Below are 22,315 nucleotides of genomic sequence, written 5' to 3' on the forward strand. Positions count from 1 at the left end.
CAATTATCATTTATCAACCATCATTTATATCAAGATGAAAGACAAAACAAGAGCAATGGGTCGCGGTCTCGGCGCAATTTTGAATGCCGAAAGCAAAACCAATATCAACTCCGCTTCCGATGAAGGTGCAAAATCTTTGGTTGGGAATATTGTAGAGATCTCGATTGAAGACATCTATCCCAATCCCAACCAGCCAAGAACTTACTTCGACGAAAAAGCATTGAATGATCTAGCCGAATCGATTAAAAGTTTAGGCATCATTCAGCCGATTACCCTTAGAAAAGATGGGCCGAAATTCGAGATCATTTCTGGAGAAAGACGTTATCGCGCCTCCAAAATAGCAGGTCTGGAAACTATTCCTGCCTACATCCGTTTGGTCAACGATCAGGAATTATTGGAAATGGCTTTGGTGGAAAATATCCAAAGAGAAGATCTAGATCCTATCGAGGTAGCTTTAACTTATCAAAGATTGTTGGATGAGGTTGGTATGACCCAGGAAAATCTAAGCCAACGTGTTGGTAAGGAGAGAAGTACGATCACGAATAGTGTCCGTCTTTTGAAGTTATCCCCGGATATTCAGAAAGGTGTTCGAAGTGGTCAGATCTCTGCTGGGCATGGTCGAGCAATCATGGGATTAGATTCTGAAGAGAAACGCCAGATCTTGTTTGACAGGATCATCAAAGAACAATTGAACGTAAGACAAGCTGAACAATTGGCAAGCCTGATGAAAAATGCTCAGGATACAGAAAAAGTGGCCAAGCAGTCTATCATTCCCAACCATTTCAAAAAAGCGCAAAAAAGTTTGACCGATATTCTGAATGTGAATGTGGAGATCAAAACTTCAGCTAATGGAAAAAAAGGAAAGATCGTCCTGGATTTTAAAAATGAAGAAGAGCTGGAAAGCATTCTTGCGCACATCAGATAAATGAAGAAATTATTCACATTCCTTTTGCTTCTCTCATTTTGTTTTGCTTTTTCACAAATCAATCCAAATGACACGATACGTGTAGAGAATCTTCCAAAAGATAGCATTCCTGCAGCCAAGCCTTTATCAGAGGCTCAGGTTGTCGAGGATATTGATCAACAGAATGCACCAGCAAAAGTCACCAAATTAAGTCCTGCAAAGGCGGGTCTCTATTCTGCGGTGTTACCCGGTCTTGGTCAGTTTTACAACAAAAAATATTGGAAGATCCCAATTGTTTGGGGCGCTGTGGGAACGGGAATAGGAGTTGCCCTGTGGAATGACAAGCAGTACAAACGTTATAGAAATGCTTTTGTTGCTGAGCTCAACGGACTTCCGCACGAATTTTCGGATGTCAATGGAGTCGATAAGACGGTTTTGGGAAATGCACAAGACCGATCCAAACGGCAACGTGATTATGCCATCGGGATTTCCGCTTTGATCTATATTCTTAATATCGTAGATGCTGTGGTAGATGCGCATCTTTACGAAGGTCGCCACGATCCGGATCTTGCCATTACGCCGACAATTATTAATGATCAATTCACCAATTCCTATGCGAAAGCTGGATTGAGCCTGAATTTTAGATTTTAAAATTAAAACAAAACATTTCGAACACATCGTTCAAATAAATTACAAATAGAAAATGAAAATAGCACTGGTAGGTTACGGGAAAATGGGGAAGATCATCGATGGGGTCTCCCAAAGTCGTGGTCACGAAGTCGTAGCGAGATTACGCGAAACACCAACAATAGAAAACCTGAATGACGCAGATGTTGTAATAGAGTTTTCCAATCCAGAGGTTGCTTTTCAAAACATCAAAACTTGCCTCGAAAATAAAATTCCTGTCATCTGTGGAACAACTGGCTGGCTAGATAAAAAACCTGAGATAGAAAGGATTGCCTTAGAAAATAACACTGCTTTTTTATATGGCTCCAATTTCAGTTTAGGCGTGAATCTTTTCTTCGCTCTCAACGAGAATCTGGCGAAGATAATGAACAAGTTTTCAGAATATAATTGTCAGTTAGAAGAGATCCACCACATCCACAAGTTAGATGCGCCAAGCGGAACAGCTATTTCTTTAGCGGAAGGAATTATTCATAATTCAAACTTCGAAGCTTGGAAATTAGATGAGACCAAAGAAAAAGAGTTAGGCATTTTTGCGATTCGTGAAAATGAGGTTCCAGGAACACACAGCGTTTTTTACAGGTCAGAAGTAGATGAGATCGAAATCAAACATACCGCTTACAACAGGAACGGATTCGCATTGGGCGCAGTAATTGCCGCTGAATGGATCGTTGACAAAAAAGGTGTTTTTGCAATGAAAGATGTTTTAGGATTGTAATGTTCTTAAGAATTAATTCTCCCTTTAGGGTTGGGGGCAAAAATTAATTTCATCTCATTATTTCTGTAACAAAAACATCACATCAAAAACTAATTATAAAAAATAGCAAAAAGCTAAGCGCCAATTGCCAAAAGCCAAAATATGGATTACATCATTACTTATACCATCTATGTTCTCATCATCAGCGTTTTGATGGGACTTACAACATGGAAGTTATTCAAGAAAATGGGTTACAGCCCGTTGCTTTCTTTTGTTCCTTTCTACAATTATTTCATTGTTTTAAAAGAGACCAAGCATCCGAAATGGTGGGCGATATTATCTTATCTACCCATCGTAGGTCCGATCATGATGTCGGCTTTCCATATTTTCTTGATGAAGAAATTTGGGAAAAGAAGCGCATTGGATGGATTATTGACCGTGATTTTGCCTTTCATTTTCATGGCGACGGTCAACTACGGCAAAGACCCACAGATTGAAACCGAAGAAGAGGAAGAAGAAGGCAAGAAGAAAGAGACTTTCGTAGGTTCTGTAACCTTCGCTGTTGTTTTTGCAACCATCATTCACGCTTTTATCACACAACCATTTGGAATTCCTACAGGATCCATGGAAAGAACGCTTCTAGTAGGAGATTTCCTATTTGTTAATAAATGGGCTTACGGTTACAGAATGCCAATGAGACCAGTGGCTCTACCATTCTTACAAGGAACTATTTTCGACAGTGGACAAAAGGGGAATCCAAAGGACGACCCAAAATCTTATGTCGACGCCGTTAAATTACCATATCTAAGAATTCCAGGTTATGATGAAGTAGAAAGATATGACATCGTTGTATTCAACTATCCGCAAGATTCTGTTCATACCGCAATAGACAGAAAAGATCCTTACGTGAAAAGATGCGTCGGGATTCCTGGTGATGTCATCGAGTTCCGCGCTGGAAGATTGTTTGTGAACAATGCACCAGAAAAGATTCTTGGCGATGAGCAGCAGCAGCATGGTTATTTGGTAAAAGCAAGTTCACAGTTAGATATTCCTCAGTTATACAAAGCTTACGGCTTTCTTCCGGTTCAGGAAAATCAAACCAACGAAGGTTTTGTTTACGCTTTCCAAGGTTTGACAGATCAGACCGCAAAAGATATCAAAGCCCTTCCAGAGGTGACCGACATGCAGGAGATGATCGAGGAAAAAGGTGAAGGTGCCGTGAGATTCAAACTGAACGCTGACAAAACAGCCTACACAAAAAATATCGATACAACGCAGTCTATCTATCCGGTAAACAAACCATGGAATCAAGATTGGTACGGCCCGCTGAGAATTCCGAAAAAAGGAGATGTCGTAAAATTGGATCAGGAAACATTGCCAATGTACAAATGGATCATCTCAGAATATGAGCACAACAAATTGGAGAACAAAGGAGGAAAAATCTACGTCAACGGTCAGGAAACCAATCAATATACCATCAAGCAAAATTATTACATGATGATCGGGGACAACCGCGATGCCTCTTTGGATGCGAGATTCTTCGGAGTCGTGCCAGAGGAGAATATCGTTGGTCGCCCAATGTTCACTTGGATGAGTGTAGAAGGCCTCTTTGCAGACGCCAACTCAACTTATCAGGCGCCAGGAAAGAAGATCCGTTGGGACAGAATGTTCAAAGCGACCAACACAGGCGAAGCTAACAAAACCTCATATTGGTGGGTAGCAGTGCTTATTTTGGTCCTGTTTTTCGGATGGGATTTCTTTGCCAACTTATTTAAAAAGAAAAAAGAAGAAGATTAATATAATCAGGAGCTGATCCCGCTATCCACTATATCTTTTTTGCTTTTACAACGTTTGATCTTCAAAGTTGAATTTGTAGAAAAAGCAAAAAAGGATGCCGTTCCTATCGGGGCTATTGGATTTGTCTTCCAAATAAAATGACCACGCTTGGATGACGTTTTTCAACTTCTATCAAGCATTAAAAATCATCACTTTGTCAAAGTTTCAAACCTTTGACAAAGTTTTTTAGTTTTAACAAATATGAACAACAAGATTCTTTTACCCATATTTTATTTGCCACCCATTTCGTGGTTCTCAGTTTTCCTTGATCCAGAAAATGAAATCACCTTCGAGCAGTTCGAGAACTTTCCAAAGCAGACCTACAGAAACCGTGCAGTGATTTACGGCGCCAACGGAAAATTACCACTGATCATCCCAATCAAACACACTGGAAAAAGAGAACTCAAAGACATAGAGATCTCTTTTGTGGAAGATTGGCAGAAACTCCATTGGAAATCTATCAAAACAGCCTACCAAAGCACGCCTTACTTCGAGTATTACGAAGATAAACTGAAAACTATTTACGAAGGCAAAGTAGATTCGTTGTTAGACTTCAATCTCAAAGCTTTGAAAGTGATCCTTAATATCCTTAAGACAGAAAAGGAATACATTTTGACAGAAGAATATTTTAAAAATCCAGAATCTGAAAATTACAGAGAAAAATTTTCTGCGAAATCCGAATCGGAAGCAGTGTTTTCGAAGTATTACCAAAGCTTTTCCGATAAGCATGGTTTCCTGAAAGATCTCTCGATTTTGGACTTGATCTGTAACATCGGACCAGAAAGTCTGACATATATTAAAAATATCAAAATCAATTAAATAAAAATTTTAGAATGAAAAAATTATTGATAGCAGCTGCTTTTTACAGCGGTTTTGCAATGATAGCTGCACAAACAGTAGTTGCTCCAGAAAACGATAAAGACCTCAAAACTTGGTATCACAAAGATTACGCGACCACAAAAGTGTATGGTGTGAATACGGAGAATGCTTATAAATTCTTGGAATCGAAAGGCCTGAAACCAAAAACAGTTGTCGTGGGTGTTTTGGACAGCGGTGTAGAAGTGGACCATCCAGGATTGGTAAAGAATATGTGGAGAAATCCCAATGAAGTTCCAAACAACGGAAAAGATGATGATGGGAACGGCTATATCGATGATGTTTACGGCTGGAATTTCCTAGGTGGGAAAAACGGCGATGTAGATGTTGACAACATGGAAGTTACGAGAGTCGTGAAAAAGTACAAACCAGTTTTCGAAGGTGACGATTCTACAAAGAACAAAGCGAATCAAACCAAAATGCCTGAGGAATTTGCAATGTACATGAAGTCCAAAGAGATCTTTACCAAGAAAAGTGAAGAAGCTAAACAAAGCCTTCAACTATATACGATGATCAATAACGCCATTCCAGATATGGTGAAATTATTGAACGGTAAAAACCTCACGAAAGAAACTTTAGCAGCAATCAAACCATCAACGCAGCAGGATGCGATGGCAATGCAGGTTCTTGCTCAGGTTTCCAATGATCCTCAGGTGGCAGGGAAATCTGCAGCTGAAGTTGAAACTTATTTGAAAGCTCAGATGAAAGAAGCTTTAGATTATTTCACGCCACAGGCTGAGAAAGGTTTTAACCTTGATTTTGATACGAGAGCATCTATCGTTGGTGACAACTATGATGATTACTCTGAAAAAAGTTATGGTAACAATCATTATGAAGGTCCAGATGCAAAACACGGAACACACGTTGCCGGGATTATCGCTGGATTGGTAAACGGTTCCGAAAACCAATATGGTGTTGCTTCCAAAGTGGCGAAGATCATGACAGTGAGAGCTGTTCCAGATGGAGACGAAAGAGATAAAGATGTTGCAAATGCCGTAAGATACGCAGTTGATAATGGTGCGAAGATCCTTAACATGAGTTTTGGAAAACCAGTTTCTCCAGGGAAAAATGTGGTTTGGGATGCCTTCAAATATGCTGAAAGCAAAGGTGTACTGCTTGTGAAGGCAGCAGGAAATGAAAATGAGGATATTGCGGAACACCAGTATTTCCCAACCAATTTTAAAGCAGCAACAGATGAGAAACCATTCATCAACAATATGATCGTGGTTGGTGCCAATACCAACGATGCGGATATGTTGAAAGCGAGCTTCTCCAACTATGATGCGAAAATGGTAGACGTTTTTGCGCCGGGAGACAAGATCTATTCTACAGTTCCAGATGGTAAATATGAATATCTGCAAGGAACTTCTATGGCTTCGCCGGTAGTTGCAGGCGCTGCAGCGGTCTTGTTGGCTTACATGCCGAACTTGAAGCCAGAGCAGATCATCGAATCTTTGGTGAAAACCTCCAACGCGAACACTACCAATGGATTTGATAAATTATCAAGATCTGCAGGCGTTATCGATGTTGCGAAGGCGGCAGAGTATGCGTATAGCAATTTCTACAGAGCCAACTCATCTTCGAATTCTGTAAAGAACTCTGCAAAAAAACAAAAAACGAATAAAGCGATAGAAAAGTCTAAGCTATAATGAATTAGACTTTTTATGAAGGACAAAAGATCTGAGAGTTTTCTCGGATCTTTTGTTTTTTATTCTTTGGCATACTTTTTTATGATACATTTGGTAATAATTTTAAAACTATGAAAAAAACACTTTTTTTAGGACTTGTAGGCGCTTCTTTGATTGCAGCTTCTTGTTCTTCAAACAAAACTGGAGTTTCCGCTGGTCAAGCGCAAACATTGAGAGCCGAAGTGATGAAACTGAAAGGACAATGGGATATTTCTAACATCGATTATAATAGAGAATTCAGCGTTAAACCTTTTGACGAAGGCGTTAGCATCAGCTGTTTTGTAGGTAGTTCTTGGACACTTATCCCAAATAATTATACTGGAACTTACAATTTGCATGGAACTTCTGCTTGTCCAGAAAAAACTCAGGCGATCACTTTCAGTGTAGATAAGAACAATGTAGTTTCTATCAAAAAAGTCGGAGAGGGCGAAAAAGCAAAAAAGGTAGGTTCTGGATACAAGTTGATCTTGGAAAATCCAACTGCCAATACCTTCACATTGGTTCAGTCTGTGAACGCAGATGGTACACCAATGGACATCCGTTACAACTTTGTAAGAACTAAATAATATTAAAAATCAAAAATCAAATGAAATTTACTAAATTAAATATTGCAGCCTTTATGATCTCTGGATCTCTATTGATCACAAGTTGTGAAGCTGTACAAAATGCCAATAACACACAAAAAGGTGCCGCAATTGGTACAGCTGCGGGTGCAGTACTAGGAGGAATCCTAGGAAACAACCTTGGAAAAGGTGGAAATGCGCCATTAGGTGCAGTTCTTGGTGGTGTTGTAGGTGGTGTTGCTGGTGGTGTTATCGGTAACAAAATGGATAAACAAGCAAAAGAGATCAAGGATGTGTTGCCTGGCGCTGAGGTGGAAAGAGTAGGAGAAGGGATCAAAGTAACGCTTCACGAAAATACCGTGAATTTTGACTTCAACTCTTCAAATCTAACTTCTTTGGCTAAAACCAACTTGGATAAATTGGTAACGGTTCTTAGAAATAATCCTGATACGAACATCAACATCTACGGACATACAGACAGTGTAGGTACAGATGCGGTAAACTTGAGGATTTCTGCACAAAGAGCAGCAGCCGTTAAAAACTATTTTACAGCTCAGGGTATTTCGTCTTCTAGACTGTTCACAGAAGGTTTAGGGAAATCTAGCCCAATCGCTTCTAATGATACAGACGCTGGTAGAGCACAAAACAGACGTGTAGAATTTGCAATTACCGCAAACGAAAAGATGATCAACGACGCTGCAAAATCTGGGTCAAATTAACAATCATTCATTTTCAAATAAATAACAAACCGCAATTTGCGGTTTTTTTATTTTAATGCTACTTTTGTAAATTATTAAAATAATTGATGAAAAACTATTTAAAATTAATAAGGGTGGAACAATGGGTTAAGAATCTATTTGTTTTTGCTCCATTATTTTTTTCAGGGAAAATTACAAATACATACTTATTTTACGAAAGTATTTTTGCATTCCTGGTTTTTTCATTGACAGCAAGTTCTATTTATATCATCAATGATTATTTTGATATAGAATCCGATAGGAGACATCCAGAGAAGAAAACCCGTCCATTGGCAAGTGGTGCTGTTTCCAAAAGAAGCGCAGAGATCTTATTTGCCTTCTTGGTGATCTTATCTGTTGCTTCTATTTTCATCGGAAACTATATTTTTCACACCAACTTTTGGAAATTTGGGGTTATCATTGGATTTTATTTTGTGATGAACCTTTTCTACACGTTCAAACTAAAGCAGGTCGCCATCGTAGATATTTGCATCATTGCTACAGGATTTGTTCTAAGAGTTCTAGCAGGCGGTTATGTGACAGGAATTGCCGTCACCAATTGGGCGATCCTCTTGACCTTTGTTTTGGCTTTGGTGCTGGCAATCGGGAAAAGAAGAGGCGAATTGATCAATGCGCAGGTCTCCGGCAAAACGAGAAGAGCGCTTGACGGTTACAATGTCCAGTTTGCGGATATTGCATTGTCTATCAGTTGTACTTTGGCAATTATCTGTTATTTGATGTTTACTTTATCACCGGAGGTTCAGGATAGATTCCATCCGAGGGTTTTCTACACCGTATTATTTGTGGTGTTCGCATTCCTCAGATATTTGCAGCAGACTTTGGTCTACAACAAAACCGAATCGCCAACCAAGATCGTTTACAAAGACAGGTATATTCAGATCACGATCTTTCTTTGGGTGATTGCTTTTCTATTACAGATCTATTTTAAAAAGGAATGATCCAAAGATTGAAAACATACAACAATGATGAAGAAATTATGGGGATTAACTTTGACCATTAAAAAAACTAACAGATGAAACCGAATTTTATTCAAAAAGTGACCAATTGGGGAAATTTCCCAGTGGTAGAAAAAGAAATGAGGTCAGGTGATTCTGTTTCTACTATCAAAAAATTTGTACGGGAAAATAATGAAGTGATTGCAAGGGGAAATGGTCGTTGCTACGGCGATGCTTCGCTTGGCGAACATATCTTCTCTACCAAAAGACTTAATAAATTCATTTCTTTCGATAGGCTAAACGGTGTTATCGAATGCGAGTCCGGCGTACTTCTGTCAGAAGTTTTGGAGATTTCTGTGCCGCAAGGCTATTTTCTTTACGTCACGCCTGGAACCAAATATATTTCCGTTGGAGGCGCCATTGCATCCGATGTTCACGGGAAAAACCACCACGCAGAAGGTTGTTTTTCAGATTATGTGATCGAGTTCAAATTGGTGAATGAAAATGCTGAGGTCATCACTTGCTCACGCGAAGAAAACTCAGACAAATTCTGGGCGACAATCGGTGGAATGGGATTGACGGGGATTATTCTCTCAGCCAAATTCAAACTGAAAAATATAGAATCTGCTTACATCAAGCAAGAAAGCATCAAGGCCGAAAATCTGGATGAGGTTTTCCGATTGTTTGATGAAAGCGAAGACTGGACCTACAACGTGGCCTGGATCGATTGTTTTCAAAAAGGTAAAAACCTTGGTCGCTCTATCTTGATGAGAGGTGAGCACGCTTTGAAAGCCGAATTGCCATCCAACCTTCAAAAGAAAACTTTGAAGCTGAAAGAGAAACCAAAACCGACGATTCCTTTTTATTTTCCTGGGTTTGTCCTTAATTCTTTGAGTATTAAGATTTTCAATTTCCTCTATTATAACAAGCAGACGAAGAAACAACTCAATAATTTTATTGATTATGAGACTTTTTTCTATCCGTTGGATGTGATTAATGATTGGAATAAGATCTACGGAAAAAGTGGTTTCATCCAATATCAAATGGTCATTCCCAAAGAAAATGGAAAAGAAGGCATGCGACAAATTTTGGACACAATTGCAAAAAGTGGAAACGGTTCTTTCCTAGCTGTTTTAAAGCTTTTCGGAAAAAATAATCCACAAGCTTACAACTCTTTTCCAATGGAAGGTTACACTTTGGCTTTGGACTTTAAAGTGAACAAAGGTTTGAAAAAACTGATTGACCAACTCGATGCAATTGTTGAGAATTGCGGTGGAAGAATTTATTTGACCAAAGATAGTATGAGCCGTTCATCGCTCACGAATTATCTCCAAAACGTTGATTCTTCGAAGTTTGTTTCGCTTCAACATAAAAGAATTATTAATAATGGTTGATAGGATTTAGTTTTTATTAAAGACTCTAAAACTCTCCAACTCTAAAACTCTCAAACCTAACAATTATGATTATTCTTGGTTCCAATTCCGAAATTGCACAAGCATTTGTAGAAGAATGTTTGGCGAAAGGCGAAAAATTCCAGACCATTTATCTGTTGAGTTCCAATCCGGAGACGACAGAGAAATTTGCCTGTCATATTCAGGTGAAGTTTTTTCAGCATTCGGAAATCATTCCTTTTGATTTGATGAACGAAATCGATTACAAAAATTTGGAAAATCTCAATTCGGATGTTTTGTTTTGCGCGTCAGGTTATCTTGGTTTGAGTACAGAGGATGGGCTTTATGATGATGAAAATACCGAGAGAATCATCGATATTAATTATGCTAAATTGGTTCCTGTCCTCAACTTCTTCGCCAAAAAAATGGAATCCAAAAGAACCGGAACTATGATTGTGCTCTCATCCGTCGCAGGCGAAAGAGGAAGACAAAGCAATTTCATTTATGGCAGTGCAAAAGCGGCTTTAACAGCCTATTTAAGTGGACTTAGAAATTATTTGTTTGATAAAAAAGTTCACGTTTTGACGGTGAAACCAGGTTTTATGGACACCAAAATGACAGAAGGTTTACCATTGAATCCAGCGTTGACAGCTTCTCCAAAAAAAGCGGCGGAAGGAATTTACAAAGCTTTCAAAAATAAAAAGAACGTGGCTTACGTTTTACCAATTTGGGCAATCGTAATGCTGATCATTAGAAATATTCCTGAGTTTGTTTTTAAAAAACTTAAATTATAATTGATGAATGATAGATGATAATTGATTTCAATTCTGAGATAGAAAAGCGATGCAACTAATCATTTATCATTCATAATTCATCACTTATGAAAAAATTATATCTATTCGACTTCGACGGAACGCTTACTTACAAAGACACCATGTTTTTGTTTTTGAAGTTTTATAATCCAGCCAAATATTCGATTCAATTTCTAAAGCACGTTCCGCTGTTTATCTTATTAAAATTAAAATTGGCGAATTCAGAGGCCGTGAAGAAAAGCTTCATTTCATCCATCTTAAAAGGAGAATCAAGATATAATATCGATAAAAAAGCAAAACTGTTTTTTGATGAAAATTATCCAAGCCTGATCAGAGAAAACGCTTCGGATTTCATTAATAATATCGATAGAGAACATACAGAATCTTACATCGTTTCTGCATCGTTGGATATTTGGGTGCAACCATTTGCCGAGAAATTCAATATGACATTGCTAGCCACGAAAGCGGAGTTTAAAGATGATGTTTTTACAGGAAAATTTATTGGAAAAAATTGTAATAAAGACGAAAAAGTCTGCAGAATAGAAGCGGAACTTGGTGATAAGAAATTCGATAAAATCATAGCTTTTGGAGATACATCTGGTGACAAACCAATGTTTAAGTTCGCCAATGAATCGCATTACCGATTTTTTCACTAATTTAGTGCCTTAATTTTTCGAACTTTTTTCGGCTTCAAAATCTAAATTTAAAATGGAAAGAATTTATCTGGATAATGCTGCAACTACGCCTCTCGACGATGAGGTGATAGACTGTATGGTGAATGTGTTGAAATTCAATTACGGCAATCCGTCCTCAACCCACAGTTTGGGACAGGAAGCCAAGACCATTTTGGAAGAAGTGAGGCGAAAGATCGCAGAATCTTTGAAAGTGACACCAGGAGAGATCGTTTTTACTTCTTGTGGCACCGAGTCCAACAATATGATCATCAAATCTGCAGTCAATTATCTTGGTGTGGAAAGAATCATCACTTCTGCGTTGGAGCACAAATGTGTTGCCGAAACCTGCCTTGAAATGAAAAAATTGAAAGGCGTGGAATTGGTTTATCTAAGACCAGACTCCAACGGCGATTTTGATTTGAATAAATTAGAAGAAGCGCTGAAATCCTCAGATAAGAAAACTTTAGTAACATTGATGCATGCCAACAATGAAATTGGGAACATTCTCGACATTGAAAAAGTAGCGCATCTTTGCAAAGAAAATAATACACTTTTCCATTCAGACACCGTTCAGACTATGGCTCACGTAGACTTGGATTTTTCTAAAATTCCAGTAGACTTTGCTTCTTGCAGCGCACACAAATTCCACGGGCCAAAAGGTTCTGGCTTTGCATTCGTAAGAAGATCTTCTGGTTTGAAAGGAATCATCACAGGTGGACCACAGGAAAGAAGTTTGAGAGCAGGAACCGAAAATGTAACAGGAATCGCAGGTCTTGGAAAAGCTTGGGAAATATCTCAGGAGAAAATGGAAGATTACAAAAATCATATTCTCGACATCAAACATTATGCGATCCAGCAATTGACAGAAAAGATTTCAGGGGTCAAATTCAATGGAAGAAGTGCAGATGACGAAAGTCTGTACACCGTTCTGAATGTTTTGCTTCCTTATAAAAATCCATTGATCGGGTTGCAGTTGGATATGAAAGGCATCGCTATTTCTCAAGGAAGTGCTTGCAGTTCCGGAGCCTCAAAACCGTCTATGGTATTGATGTCTGTTTTGTCTGAGGATGATCTGGATAACAAAACGCCTTTAAGAGTTTCATTTAGTCATTATACCAAAAAATCGGACATTGATGCTCTGATAGAAGCTTTGGAGGAAATAGGAAGTCAGTTCGTTATAGAAAACGCCGATAGTTTACATAGATAATCAACAGAATAATTAGAATATAAATTTTGTAGTTTTGTATTACAAATAATTAAGAACAAGAAATCATGGCAGTAGAAATCACAGATCAATCGTTTCAGGAAACAGTATTAAATTCAGATAAACCAGTTTTAGTTGACTTTTGGGCAGCTTGGTGTGGACCTTGTAGAATGCTAGGCCCGATCATCGAAGAAGTTGCAAACGACTTCGAAGGAAGAGCTTTGGTAGGAAAAGTAGATGTGGATAACAATCAGCAAATCTCTGTAGATTACGGAATCAGAAATATTCCAACAGTTTTGATCTTCAAAAACGGAGAAGTAGTAGATAAAATCGTAGGTGTAGCACCAAAAGAAGTGATCGCTGAGAAGCTGAATGCTTACCTTTAAAAAATTAATATAATTGAAAATGAACGCTTTTCCTCTGGAGAGGCGTTTTTTTTTATTTAAAATTTGCAGTTGTGGATTATTGTTGTATTTTTGCAACCACAATAAACGACGATAGTTCTTCTTAGTTTGTTGGGCAAGAGATCCGGTAGTTCAGCTGGTTAGAATGCCGCCCTGTCACGGCGGAGGTCGCGGGTTCGAGTCCCGTCCGGATCGCAACTACAATATCAAAGTAGTACAAAAAGCTTTAAAACGTATGTTTTAAAGCTTTTTTTGTTTTATGTCTGTTCAAAGAGAACTAAAAAAGCACAATCTGAAAGTTTTTGCTAAGGTTAATTTTAAATCTTAAACGCTAAACGAAATGAACAAGACATTCAATTTACTTTTCTATGTAAAAAAAGCTAAAATCAATTCTGTAGGAGAGTCTCCTATTTACCTAAGAATTACAATTGATGGCAAAATATCCGAGATCAGCACAAAACGCACAGTAAAGCCTTCAAAATGGAATTCTGCTATGCAGAAGGTTAGTGGTTCTTCAGAAGAATGCAGATCACTTAATTTTTATTTAAAAACATTTGAGCAAAAAGTTTACGACACCTATCACGAATTAATCAGAGATAAGGAAACAGTAACTTGTGAGGCTCTTAAAAATAAGTTAGTGGGTAGAGGTAGATTGACCAGAACACTGATTCCTATTTTTCAAGATCATAATGATCGAATGGAGAAACTGATAGACAAAGAATTTGCTCAAGGAACATTAACGCGTTATAAGACCTGTTTGAAGCATACCAAAGATTTCCTGAAATGGAAATACAGTGTTACCGACATTGAAATTAAAAAGATCGATTACGCTTTTCTAAACGATTTTGAATTTTTTTTGAGAACCGAAAGATCCTGTAACAATAATTCGGCTGTTAAATACATCAAGAATTTTGGTAAGATCATTCGTATCTGTCTTGCAAATGGATGGATGGAGCGAGACCCTTTTATGAACTATCATTCGAAGTTTAATGAAGTGACGAGAATGTTCCTTAATGAAAAGGAAATAGAAGTGCTTTTTGCCAAAGATTTTAAAAATGAGAGATTGTCCTTGGTAAGAGATATTTTCCTGTTTAGTTGTTTTACAGGATTGGCTTACATTGATACTCAAAAACTAACATACCAAAATATCAATTTAGGACTTGATGGCTCTCAATGGATCTATACCAAACGTCAGAAAACGAAAACTACTTCTAATATTCCCTTGCTTTCTCAAACAGAGAAAATCATTAAAAAATACAAAAATCATCCTGTATGTCTTAATAGTGGAAAACTTCTTCCTATTCTTAGTAATCAAAAAATGAACGCCTATCTCAAAGAGATTGCAGACCTATGGGGAATTAACAAAGAATTGACCTATCATATTGCACGCCATACTTTTGCAACAACGATCACTTTATCTAATGGAGTTCATTACCAATCCCGAAACCAGAGCCAACATTGAAATCGAATTAATGAAAAGAAGGATTGAAAGTGAGAAAAATAAGCATCTCGCAGATAATGCTTTTGTCTTGAGGAAGTATGAAGATTTCTTAAAAGTGAAAGAATTAATAGCTAAAGCTGAACATTCCTTCAATAGGATCGAAGGATATTCAAAAAATGAAGATGTAAATTCTGACTACTGGAGAACACAGTTACCTTCTTATCAAAGGACAATTGATTTACATAAAGCTCAAGTACAAGAAGTAATTGAAAATTTAGCTCAGAAAGGAATAGATGTTACTCAAATTGAATTTCAAACCAAAACCACTGAAGATAAAATTGCAGAATTGAATGAGAAATTGGAAGAGCTTCCGGAAATTAAAGAGAAGATGGTGGAACAGTACAAAATAGAAAAAGCAGAAATGCTTAAAGAGAATGAGAATAGAGATTATGTGAAGGAGAGGGGAGAAGAGAATTTTTTTTTGTTTAAGGCTGTTACAAGAATCAATGTGGGAATTGAAAATGCTGTAAGAGGTCAAGTTATTCAAAATGATAATTTATTGCAGGAGGAGACAACCACAATAAGAAGGAGGTAAGCTGTTTATCCAATTACGGTTGAATTATCTAAAATAATTAAAAAGCTACTTCTCATTTTTATTTTATACCATATAATTTGTATTATTTCCCTCAAACCAAATGTTTAAATCTCAACACTTAACAACAACAATCATGTCAGGGTATTTTATCATTTAAACATACTCCGCCAAATATTTAGCTGTTTTACTTTTTGTGTTTTTCGCAACTTCTACCGGAGTACCTTCTGCTACAATTTGTCCGCCATCTTTCCCTGCACCGGGGCCAATATCGATTACCCAGTCACTTGAAGCCACCACGTGCATATCATGTTCGATTGTGATAACTGTATTTCCTGCATCAACCAGCAAATTAAGCTGACCAATCAGTTTTTCAACATCAAATGGATGTAAACCTGTTGTAGGTTCATCCAAAATATATAATGTTTTACCACGCTGTGTACGCTGTAATTCTGAAGCTAATTTAATACGTTGTGCCTCACCACCTGATAACTCGGTTGCTGGTTGTCCTAAACGAATATACCCTAAGCCAACTTGCTTTAATACATCTAAACTTTGGCGTAATGATTTATCATGCTGAAAGAAATTCCAAGCCTCATCTACGGTCAGATCCAACACTTTAGCAATATTTTTGTTGTTATATGTTACCTCTAGCGTTTTTTCATTGTATCGTGTTCCTTTGCAAGTTGGACACGGTGTATAAACACTTGGAAGAAATAATAATTCTACCATAACAAATCCTTCGCCTTTGCAATGTGTACAACGACCTTTGGCTACATTAAATGAAAATCTACCTACATCATATTTGCGACTTTTAGCCATCGGGGTTTCCGCAAAAAGCTGTCGTATTCTGTCAAACAAACCTGTATAAGTTGCCAGATTTGATCTCGGCGTTCTACCAATTGGTTTTTGATCTACTCTTACCAATCGTTTTATATGTTGCATACCATCAGCTATTACACCTGAGGTGTGAATAATATTTTCTTGTAATAATTCTGACTGTTCTTCTTTAGCTTCTTCTATCTCTTGTCCTAAATAATCTGAAACTAAATCCACCAACGCCTGACTTACTAAGCTGCTTTTCCCAGAACCCGATGTTCCGGTAATACTGGTAAGAACTCCTAATGGAAAGGACACATCAAGATTCTGAATATTATTTCGGGTAACATTATTTACTTGCAACCATTGCTCTGCTTTTCTAACCTTCTTTTTAGCTATAGGTTTTGGTGTGATATAGTGACGGGTCAATGATCTTTCGACCAATTGTAAGCCCTCTAAAGGGCCACTATACAATATTTCTCCACCGTTGGTTCCTGCTTCTGGACCAACATCAACAATCCAATCACAGTGCCTGATGATATCCACTTCGTGCTCAACAATAAACATGGAATTACCAACATCCTTTAGTTTTTGAAGTACCGTAAATAACGCTTCGGTATCAGCAGGATGTAGTCCAGCGGAGGGTTCGTCCAAAACATAAATTACTCCAAAAAGATTAGAGTGCACCTGTGTTGCCAATCGCAATCTTTGTAATTCTCCGGGAGATATACTTGGTGTACTACGTTCTAATGAAAGGTATCCAAGTCCTAGATCAATCATGATTTTTAATCTTGCGACAAGATCAATAGCGATATTTTGGACTACTATAGCTTTTTCAGGAAATTTATCTTTTTCTTTATTTAAAAATTGTCCTTCGGCATAAGACGTAAAAATATCCATCAATTGTGAAAGGGGTAGATTGGACAGATCAATAATATCATATCCATCAAATTTTACAGATAATGATTCTCTTTTAAGTCTTTTTCCATGACATACAGGACATTCTGTATTCAGCATATATTGTGAAACTCTTCGTTTCATCATTTGGCTGTTTGTATTAGCAAAAGTTTGAAGAACATATCGTTTTGCACCGGTGAATGTTCCCATATAACTTGCAGGCAGATTCAATTCCAAAGCTCTTTTTACCTCTGGAGCCGACAACCCTGAATAAACCGGAACGGTTGGCGTTTCATCTGTAAATAAAATCCAGTCACGATCTTTTTGTGGTAGATCTTTCCATGGTTTATCAACATCGAAACCCAAAGTCATTAATATTTCACGAAGATTCTGTCCTTGCCATGCTGATGGCCATGCCTCAACTGCTCTTTCTCGTATAGTCAAAGAATCATTCGGCACCATAGATTTTTCCGTAACATCATAAATACGACCAATACCATGACATTTTGGACAAGCTCCCTCAGGTGTATTTGCAGAAAATCCTTCCGCATAAATAATAGACTGATTGGCAGGATAATCTCCACCTCTGGAATACAACATCCGTAGTAAATTAGAAATAGTGGTAACACTTCCTACGGTAGAACGAACGGTTGTTCCTCCACGGCTTTGTTGCAGAGCAACCGCTGGTGGAAGACCATGAATAGCTTCAACATCTGGAACAGACATCTGATTAAAAAATCTTCTAGCATAAGGTGATACGGATTCCAGATACCTTCTTTGGGCTTCGGCATATATAGTACCAAAGGCCAAGGAAGATTTCCCTGAACCCGATATTCCTGTAAAAACAACAAGTTTATTTCTTGGAATATCTACATCTATATTATTTAAGTTGTGTTCTTTTGCTCCTCGAACCTGAACAAAACCAGCTATATTATCGTCATTAAATTCTTGAGCCATGATAACTATACTTTAAGATTATACGTTATTTTCTAACATTACATAAGATAAAATCCTTGGGCTTCAATAGGCTTAGGGATTTCGGTCTCATTTAATAATTGTCGAATATTAATTTCTATTGTACGTGACAGTGCTGATATTGGTGTATCAGTAGGACTATTATTGAATGGATTTTGAAGTCTATGTGCCAACATTTCTAGAAAAAAGAACATCATTGAAATTGAAATAAGGATGAAAACCTGTAGCACAATATCAATATTCTGATGAAATGAAGAAGACAGACTTAAAAGTACAACAAACAAGTAAATGGCAATATGCAATATTTGACCAAAGGTTGGAGGGAAAATTGTATTTTTTATCCTTTCGGTTTTCCCCATAGATGCCAATAAATTATTAATTGTATTTTCTAATTGAAGTCGTCCTAAAGCATCAATCAAATTCTTCTCAAATAACCCTTTTACAGCTTTTAGCTGTAATTGACTAATGGCAAGCGGAATATTGGAATGCTTCTTAATTTCGGCTATGTCTTCTTCGTTCAACAATCCTTCCAAACTAGACCATGTATCCTGATTTCTTAATGATTTTTCCAACGCATAGTTCCAAGCTATCTGATAATATGAAATTTTCTGCAATTGCTCATTTTCATTATCCAAATAAAGTTGTAGTCGCAAAATTAATGTACGGCTATCATTAGCAATCGAACCCCAAATGGTGCGTGCTTCCCACCAACGATTGTAGGATTGATTGATTTTATAAGACAAGAGAATGGAGATTGCAATACCTAAAGTTGAAGCAATCTGGATAGATACATCTGGCGTATATTCCGAATAATAACGGGGTAATAAACCAAAAGCCGTTCCCAATAAAGTAACAACAAACAACGGTAATTTAATTTCATTCAACAGAAACTTAAATGGAATTTTTCGGTTGATAATCATAGCAATTGTTATTTTAAATTTATAATTTTAGGTTCAATGAAACAGACGAAAATCATACGATTCATTTTCCTCTAATAAAGATAATGCTAATAACTTTATTAGCAAAGCAAGCGGTTAATTCAGAAATGATTAACCGCTTTACTTTGTAATATTACTTAATTTTGGTAAACAACACCTTCATAACAAGCGTTATAAAGATCTTTTAAGTCTTGAAAACTCGGTTTACGTGGATTAAAACCTGTACATGGATCTTCCAAAGCGTTTTTGGTAATGTAATCCAAATTTTTGTCCCAATCTTCACGAGAGATTCCAAAAGCTTTCAATGAACCGTTGTTGTTTACAGAAGCTCTTAGTTTTTCGATTTCTTGCGCTAATTCTTCAGCAGTTTCTTTTCCTACAATTTTTGCCAAATTAGGGTATCTTGTTGTTTCTGTTTGATTGTAACGGATAACATTCGGAAGGAAAATTGCGTTAGCTGCACCGTGAGGAATTCCATAAAGAGCACCTACTTGATGTGATAATGAATGTACAATTCCTAACCAAGCGTTATTGAACGCTAAACCTCCCATAAATGAAGCGTCGTGCATATTTTGACGTGCTTTGATATTTGTTGGATTATTTACCGCCTCTTCAAGATTGTCGAATACGATTTCTAAACCACCTTTAGCCAATACGTCTGCATAATTGTCTTCAATATTTGAAACGTATGCTTCAACACAATGTGTTAATGCATCTAAACCAGTGTTTGACGTGATATGAGCTGGCATAGTAGCACAAATTTCTCCATCAACAATCGCAATATCTGGTGTTAGTTCATAAGAAACGATTGGATATTTAACTCCTTATCTTTGTCGGTAATAACCGCTAAACCTGTTGTTTCAGTTCCTGTACCACTTGTAGAAGGAATTACTACAAATTTTGCTTTTTGACGTAATGTTGGAACACTGAACGGTTTTGTCATCGCTTCGTAATTTGCATCTGAATGTTCGTAGAATACCCACATCATTTTAGCCGCATCAATAGCTGAGCAACCACCAAGGCCAACAATCCAGTCTGGTTGGAACTCACGCATAATTTCCGCACCTTTAAGACTTGTAGCTGATGATGGATCTTCTTCAACACCATCAAAAACAATAGTTTCCAATCCAGCTTCTGTTAAGAATGCTTTTGCACGATCTAACGTTCCGCTTTTTTTCATTGATAGTCCACCAGTCACAATGATTGCTTTTTTTCCAGATAGATTTTTCAATTCTGATAAACTTCCAGCCCCATGAAATACTTCGCTGGCAACAAATAACTTACTCATATTTTATTATTTAAATTTCTTCTACAAAAGAACTGCCTCTTGCATGGCTGCTGTTATCCATTACTTACTATATGATATACATTTGATTCATTCACAACCAACCGCCTGAATTGTTTATTTTTAATCAATACAATATGCAATAGGGGATCATGATTCTACATATTCCTTTGATTGTTTCGCTTCGATATACATTTATTATACACGATTAAACATATAAAAGGCAACAGAAATTTCTCCGTTACCTTTTGTAAAAATGTATTAATATTATAGATTAACTCCAAGTTTTATATTGATCGATCAATCCATTGGTGGATGAATCATGACTTAAAACCTTATCATCTTTTTCAAGCTCTGAAAGAATTACGGTAGCCAATTGTTTACCTAATTCTACTCCCCATTGGTCGAAACTGAAAATATTCCAAATCACACCCTGAACAAAAATTTTATGTTCATATAAAGCGATAAGTTTCCCCAAAGATTTTGGTGTTATTTTTTCTAACAAGAATGAATTAGTAGGACGGTTTCCTTGAAATACTTTAAACTTTTTTTGCTGATCGATTTCTTTGTCTGATTTTCCAGCGGCTTTCAATTCTTCAATTACTTCTTCTTCTGATTTGCCATTCATTAAAGCTTCAGTTTGAGCAAAGAAGTTAGAAAGTAATATCTTATGGTGTTCACCAAGTGGGTTTAAACTTTTAGCAGGCGCAATAAAATCCGAAGGGATTAGCTTTGTACCTTGATGAAGCAATTGATAAAATGCGTGCTGTCCGTTGGTACCAGGTTCGCCCCAAACTATTGGACCAGTTTGATAGTTGACTACCTTACCATTGCGATCAATATATTTTCCATTACTTTCCATATCTCCTTGCTGAAAATAAGAAGCAAAGCGATGCAAATATTGGTCGTACGGGAATATTCCTAATGTTTCAGCACCATAGAAATTAATATACCATACACCAAGTAAAGCCATGATAACAGGGATATTTTGATCTAACGCACTGTTCTGAAAATGTTGATCGGTTTCGTGAGCACCTTCTAACAATGCTTTGAAATTATTAAAGCCGATTCCAAGACTGATAGACAGGCCAATGGCAGACCACAATGAATATCTTCCGCCAACCCAATCCCAGAAAACAAACATATTTTTAGGATTGATTCCGAATTTTTTCACTTCAGCTTCATTAGTACTCAATGCGACAAAGTGTTTTTCTACATCTTCTACTTTCGCACCAGAGTTAATGAGCCAAGTACGTGCGCTGTGGCCATTGGTCATTGTTTCTTGTGTGGTAAATGTTTTGGATGCAATAAGAAAAAGTGTGGTTTCAGGATTTACATTTTTCAAAACTTCTGACAAATGAGTACCGTCAATATTGGAAACAAAATGCAAATTTAACCGCGTTTTGTATGCTTTTAAGGCTTCAGTAACCATAACAGGACCAAGGTCAGAACCACCGATACCAATATTAACCACATCGGTGATTTGTTTTCCCGTAAAACCTTTCCAATTACCTGAAAGTACATCTTCGGTAAAGGTTTGGATTTGTTCAAGCACTTCATGAACTTGTGGAATAACATTGATCCCATCAACAAGAACAACTGCGTCTTTTGGTTGTCTTAATGCAGTATGTAAAACAGGTCTTGCTTCTGTTGCATTAATTTTATCGCCTGAGAACATCTTTTCAATAGCTTCCTGAAGTTTCACTTCATTTGCTAAATCAAGCAATAAATCAAATGTTTCTTTTGTGATTCTGTTCTTTGAATAATCGAACAAAATATCATTCCATAAGATAGAAAACGAAGAAAATCGTTGTGGATCTTTTGAAAATAAATCCTTAATCTGCAGATCTTTTGTGTCCTCGAAATGTGCTGCAAGATTTTGAAATGCTTGCGTATTTTTTAATTGAACTGATGGTAACATATACTTTTAATTTGTAGTACA

At 37.1% G+C, this 22,315-nt stretch carries 19 protein-coding genes, 1 tRNA gene and 1 pseudogene; 17 read left to right on the forward strand and 4 right to left on the reverse strand.

All coding sequences use genetic code 11. From position 1 onward, the window contains the following. Positions 1-34 precede the first annotated feature (34 nt). The 17 genes from AXA65_RS13960 (at position 35) to AXA65_RS14040 (ending at position 15,462) form a co-directional block, all read left to right on the forward strand. Positions 35-925: a ParB/RepB/Spo0J family partition protein gene (locus AXA65_RS13960; protein WP_063970705.1), complete on the forward strand. Its 891-nt coding sequence runs from the start codon at positions 35-37 to the stop codon at positions 923-925. Beyond that, complete coding sequence (locus tag AXA65_RS13965) at positions 926-1,555, forward strand: DUF5683 domain-containing protein (RefSeq protein ID WP_063970706.1); 630 nt, start codon at positions 926-928, stop codon at positions 1,553-1,555. Positions 1,556-1,607: 52 nt separating this feature from the next. Continuing rightward, a complete protein-coding gene (gene dapB / locus AXA65_RS13970) occupies positions 1,608-2,306 on the forward strand; it encodes a 4-hydroxy-tetrahydrodipicolinate reductase (RefSeq protein ID WP_063970707.1) in 699 nt (232 codons plus the stop codon). 141 nt (positions 2,307-2,447) lie between these two features. Then, positions 2,448-4,082 (forward strand): signal peptidase I, encoded by a 1,635-nt coding sequence (gene lepB / locus AXA65_RS13975; protein ID WP_063970708.1) that lies wholly within the window; start codon positions 2,448-2,450, stop codon positions 4,080-4,082. Positions 4,083-4,322: 240 nt separating this feature from the next. Then, a complete protein-coding gene (locus AXA65_RS13980) occupies positions 4,323-4,940 on the forward strand; it encodes a WbqC family protein (RefSeq protein WP_063970709.1) in 618 nt (205 codons plus the stop codon). 14 nt (positions 4,941-4,954) lie between these two features. Then, the gene (locus tag AXA65_RS13985) at positions 4,955-6,646 is read left to right on the forward strand and encodes a S8 family serine peptidase (RefSeq protein ID WP_063970710.1); all 1,692 of its coding nucleotides are present in this window, start codon (positions 4,955-4,957) and stop codon (positions 6,644-6,646) included. Between the two features lie 110 nt (positions 6,647-6,756). Next, positions 6,757-7,251 (forward strand): lipocalin family protein, encoded by a 495-nt coding sequence (locus AXA65_RS13990; protein WP_034972741.1) that lies wholly within the window; start codon positions 6,757-6,759, stop codon positions 7,249-7,251. Positions 7,252-7,271: 20 nt separating this feature from the next. Further along, the gene (locus AXA65_RS13995) at positions 7,272-7,967 is read left to right on the forward strand and encodes an OmpA family protein (protein ID WP_063970711.1); all 696 of its coding nucleotides are present in this window, start codon (positions 7,272-7,274) and stop codon (positions 7,965-7,967) included. 86 nt (positions 7,968-8,053) lie between these two features. Then, positions 8,054-8,944: a decaprenyl-phosphate phosphoribosyltransferase gene (locus tag AXA65_RS14000; protein WP_063970712.1), complete on the forward strand. Its 891-nt coding sequence runs from the start codon at positions 8,054-8,056 to the stop codon at positions 8,942-8,944. 74 nt (positions 8,945-9,018) lie between these two features. Continuing rightward, entirely contained in the window at positions 9,019-10,335 is a 1,317-nt protein-coding gene (locus tag AXA65_RS14005) for an FAD-dependent oxidoreductase (RefSeq protein WP_063970713.1), read from the forward strand. 65 nt (positions 10,336-10,400) lie between these two features. After that, on the forward strand, positions 10,401-11,126 hold the full coding sequence (locus AXA65_RS14010; RefSeq protein ID WP_063970714.1) for an SDR family NAD(P)-dependent oxidoreductase: 726 nt from the start codon (positions 10,401-10,403) through the stop codon (positions 11,124-11,126). A gap of 86 nt (positions 11,127-11,212) precedes the next feature. Further along, entirely contained in the window at positions 11,213-11,800 is a 588-nt protein-coding gene (locus AXA65_RS14015) for an HAD-IB family hydrolase (RefSeq protein ID WP_063970715.1), read from the forward strand. A 52-nt stretch (positions 11,801-11,852) separates the two neighbouring features. Then, positions 11,853-13,025: a cysteine desulfurase family protein gene (locus AXA65_RS14020; protein WP_063970716.1), complete on the forward strand. Its 1,173-nt coding sequence runs from the start codon at positions 11,853-11,855 to the stop codon at positions 13,023-13,025. A 65-nt stretch (positions 13,026-13,090) separates the two neighbouring features. Then, a complete protein-coding gene (gene trxA / locus AXA65_RS14025) occupies positions 13,091-13,408 on the forward strand; it encodes a thioredoxin (protein ID WP_034972729.1) in 318 nt (105 codons plus the stop codon). A 139-nt stretch (positions 13,409-13,547) separates the two neighbouring features. After that, positions 13,548-13,621, forward strand: a tRNA-Asp gene (locus tag AXA65_RS14030). Positions 13,622-13,766: 145 nt separating this feature from the next. Next, the gene (locus tag AXA65_RS14035) at positions 13,767-14,888 is read left to right on the forward strand and encodes a site-specific integrase (protein ID WP_228391687.1); all 1,122 of its coding nucleotides are present in this window, start codon (positions 13,767-13,769) and stop codon (positions 14,886-14,888) included. Between the two features lie 10 nt (positions 14,889-14,898). After that, positions 14,899-15,462 (forward strand): hypothetical protein, encoded by a 564-nt coding sequence (locus AXA65_RS14040; protein ID WP_131797826.1) that lies wholly within the window; start codon positions 14,899-14,901, stop codon positions 15,460-15,462. A 153-nt stretch (positions 15,463-15,615) separates the two neighbouring features. On the opposite strand, the gene uvrA is transcribed toward AXA65_RS14040, so the two are convergent. The 4 genes and pseudogenes from uvrA to pgi all read right to left on the reverse strand — a co-directional run bounded on the left by uvrA (position 15,616) and on the right by pgi (position 22,294). Beyond that, on the reverse strand, positions 15,616-18,132 hold the full coding sequence (gene uvrA / locus AXA65_RS14045; protein ID WP_063970718.1) for an excinuclease ABC subunit UvrA: 2,517 nt from the start codon (positions 18,130-18,132) through the stop codon (positions 15,616-15,618). Positions 18,133-18,170: 38 nt separating this feature from the next. Then, positions 18,171-19,070: a bestrophin family protein gene (locus AXA65_RS14050; protein WP_063970719.1), complete on the reverse strand. Its 900-nt coding sequence runs from the start codon at positions 19,068-19,070 to the stop codon at positions 18,171-18,173. A gap of 155 nt (positions 19,071-19,225) precedes the next feature. Next, positions 19,226-20,376, reverse strand: a pseudogene (locus tag AXA65_RS20475) (iron-containing alcohol dehydrogenase). A 271-nt stretch (positions 20,377-20,647) separates the two neighbouring features. Beyond that, positions 20,648-22,294, reverse strand: coding sequence for a glucose-6-phosphate isomerase (pgi, locus tag AXA65_RS14060; protein WP_063970720.1), 1,647 nt, complete (start codon positions 22,292-22,294; stop codon positions 20,648-20,650). Between the last annotated feature and the right edge of the window lie 21 nt (positions 22,295-22,315).

The organism is Chryseobacterium sp. FP211-J200, from assembly GCF_001643375.1.
Lineage (GTDB): Bacteria > Bacteroidota > Bacteroidia > Flavobacteriales > Weeksellaceae > Epilithonimonas > Epilithonimonas ginsengisoli.

What these genes read in the sequence shown, in the direction of transcription:
- AXA65_RS14010 (WP_063970714.1), top strand. Translation starts at nt 10,401, where the DNA reads ATGATTATTCTTGGTTCCAATTCCGAAATTGCACAAGCATTTGTAGAA.
- AXA65_RS14040 (WP_131797826.1), top strand. Translation starts at nt 14,899, where the DNA reads ATGAAAAGAAGGATTGAAAGTGAGAAAAATAAGCATCTCGCAGATAAT.
- AXA65_RS13965 (WP_063970706.1), top strand. Translation starts at nt 926, where the DNA reads ATGAAGAAATTATTCACATTCCTTTTGCTTCTCTCATTTTGTTTTGCT.
- AXA65_RS13990 (WP_034972741.1), top strand. Translation starts at nt 6,757, where the DNA reads ATGAAAAAAACACTTTTTTTAGGACTTGTAGGCGCTTCTTTGATTGCA.
- AXA65_RS14050 (WP_063970719.1), bottom strand. Translation starts at nt 19,070, where the DNA reads ATGATTATCAACCGAAAAATTCCATTTAAGTTTCTGTTGAATGAAATT.
- AXA65_RS14020 (WP_063970716.1), top strand. Translation starts at nt 11,853, where the DNA reads ATGGAAAGAATTTATCTGGATAATGCTGCAACTACGCCTCTCGACGAT.
- AXA65_RS14005 (WP_063970713.1), top strand. Translation starts at nt 9,019, where the DNA reads ATGAAACCGAATTTTATTCAAAAAGTGACCAATTGGGGAAATTTCCCA.
- AXA65_RS13985 (WP_063970710.1), top strand. Translation starts at nt 4,955, where the DNA reads ATGAAAAAATTATTGATAGCAGCTGCTTTTTACAGCGGTTTTGCAATG.
- lepB (WP_063970708.1), top strand. Translation starts at nt 2,448, where the DNA reads ATGGATTACATCATTACTTATACCATCTATGTTCTCATCATCAGCGTT.
- dapB (WP_063970707.1), top strand. Translation starts at nt 1,608, where the DNA reads ATGAAAATAGCACTGGTAGGTTACGGGAAAATGGGGAAGATCATCGAT.
- pgi (WP_063970720.1), bottom strand. Translation starts at nt 22,294, where the DNA reads ATGTTACCATCAGTTCAATTAAAAAATACGCAAGCATTTCAAAATCTT.
- AXA65_RS13980 (WP_063970709.1), top strand. Translation starts at nt 4,323, where the DNA reads ATGAACAACAAGATTCTTTTACCCATATTTTATTTGCCACCCATTTCG.
- AXA65_RS14035 (WP_228391687.1), top strand. Translation starts at nt 13,767, where the DNA reads ATGAACAAGACATTCAATTTACTTTTCTATGTAAAAAAAGCTAAAATC.
- AXA65_RS13960 (WP_063970705.1), top strand. Translation starts at nt 35, where the DNA reads ATGAAAGACAAAACAAGAGCAATGGGTCGCGGTCTCGGCGCAATTTTG.
- AXA65_RS13995 (WP_063970711.1), top strand. Translation starts at nt 7,272, where the DNA reads ATGAAATTTACTAAATTAAATATTGCAGCCTTTATGATCTCTGGATCT.
- AXA65_RS14015 (WP_063970715.1), top strand. Translation starts at nt 11,213, where the DNA reads ATGAAAAAATTATATCTATTCGACTTCGACGGAACGCTTACTTACAAA.
- AXA65_RS14000 (WP_063970712.1), top strand. Translation starts at nt 8,054, where the DNA reads ATGAAAAACTATTTAAAATTAATAAGGGTGGAACAATGGGTTAAGAAT.
- uvrA (WP_063970718.1), bottom strand. Translation starts at nt 18,132, where the DNA reads ATGGCTCAAGAATTTAATGACGATAATATAGCTGGTTTTGTTCAGGTT.
- trxA (WP_034972729.1), top strand. Translation starts at nt 13,091, where the DNA reads ATGGCAGTAGAAATCACAGATCAATCGTTTCAGGAAACAGTATTAAAT.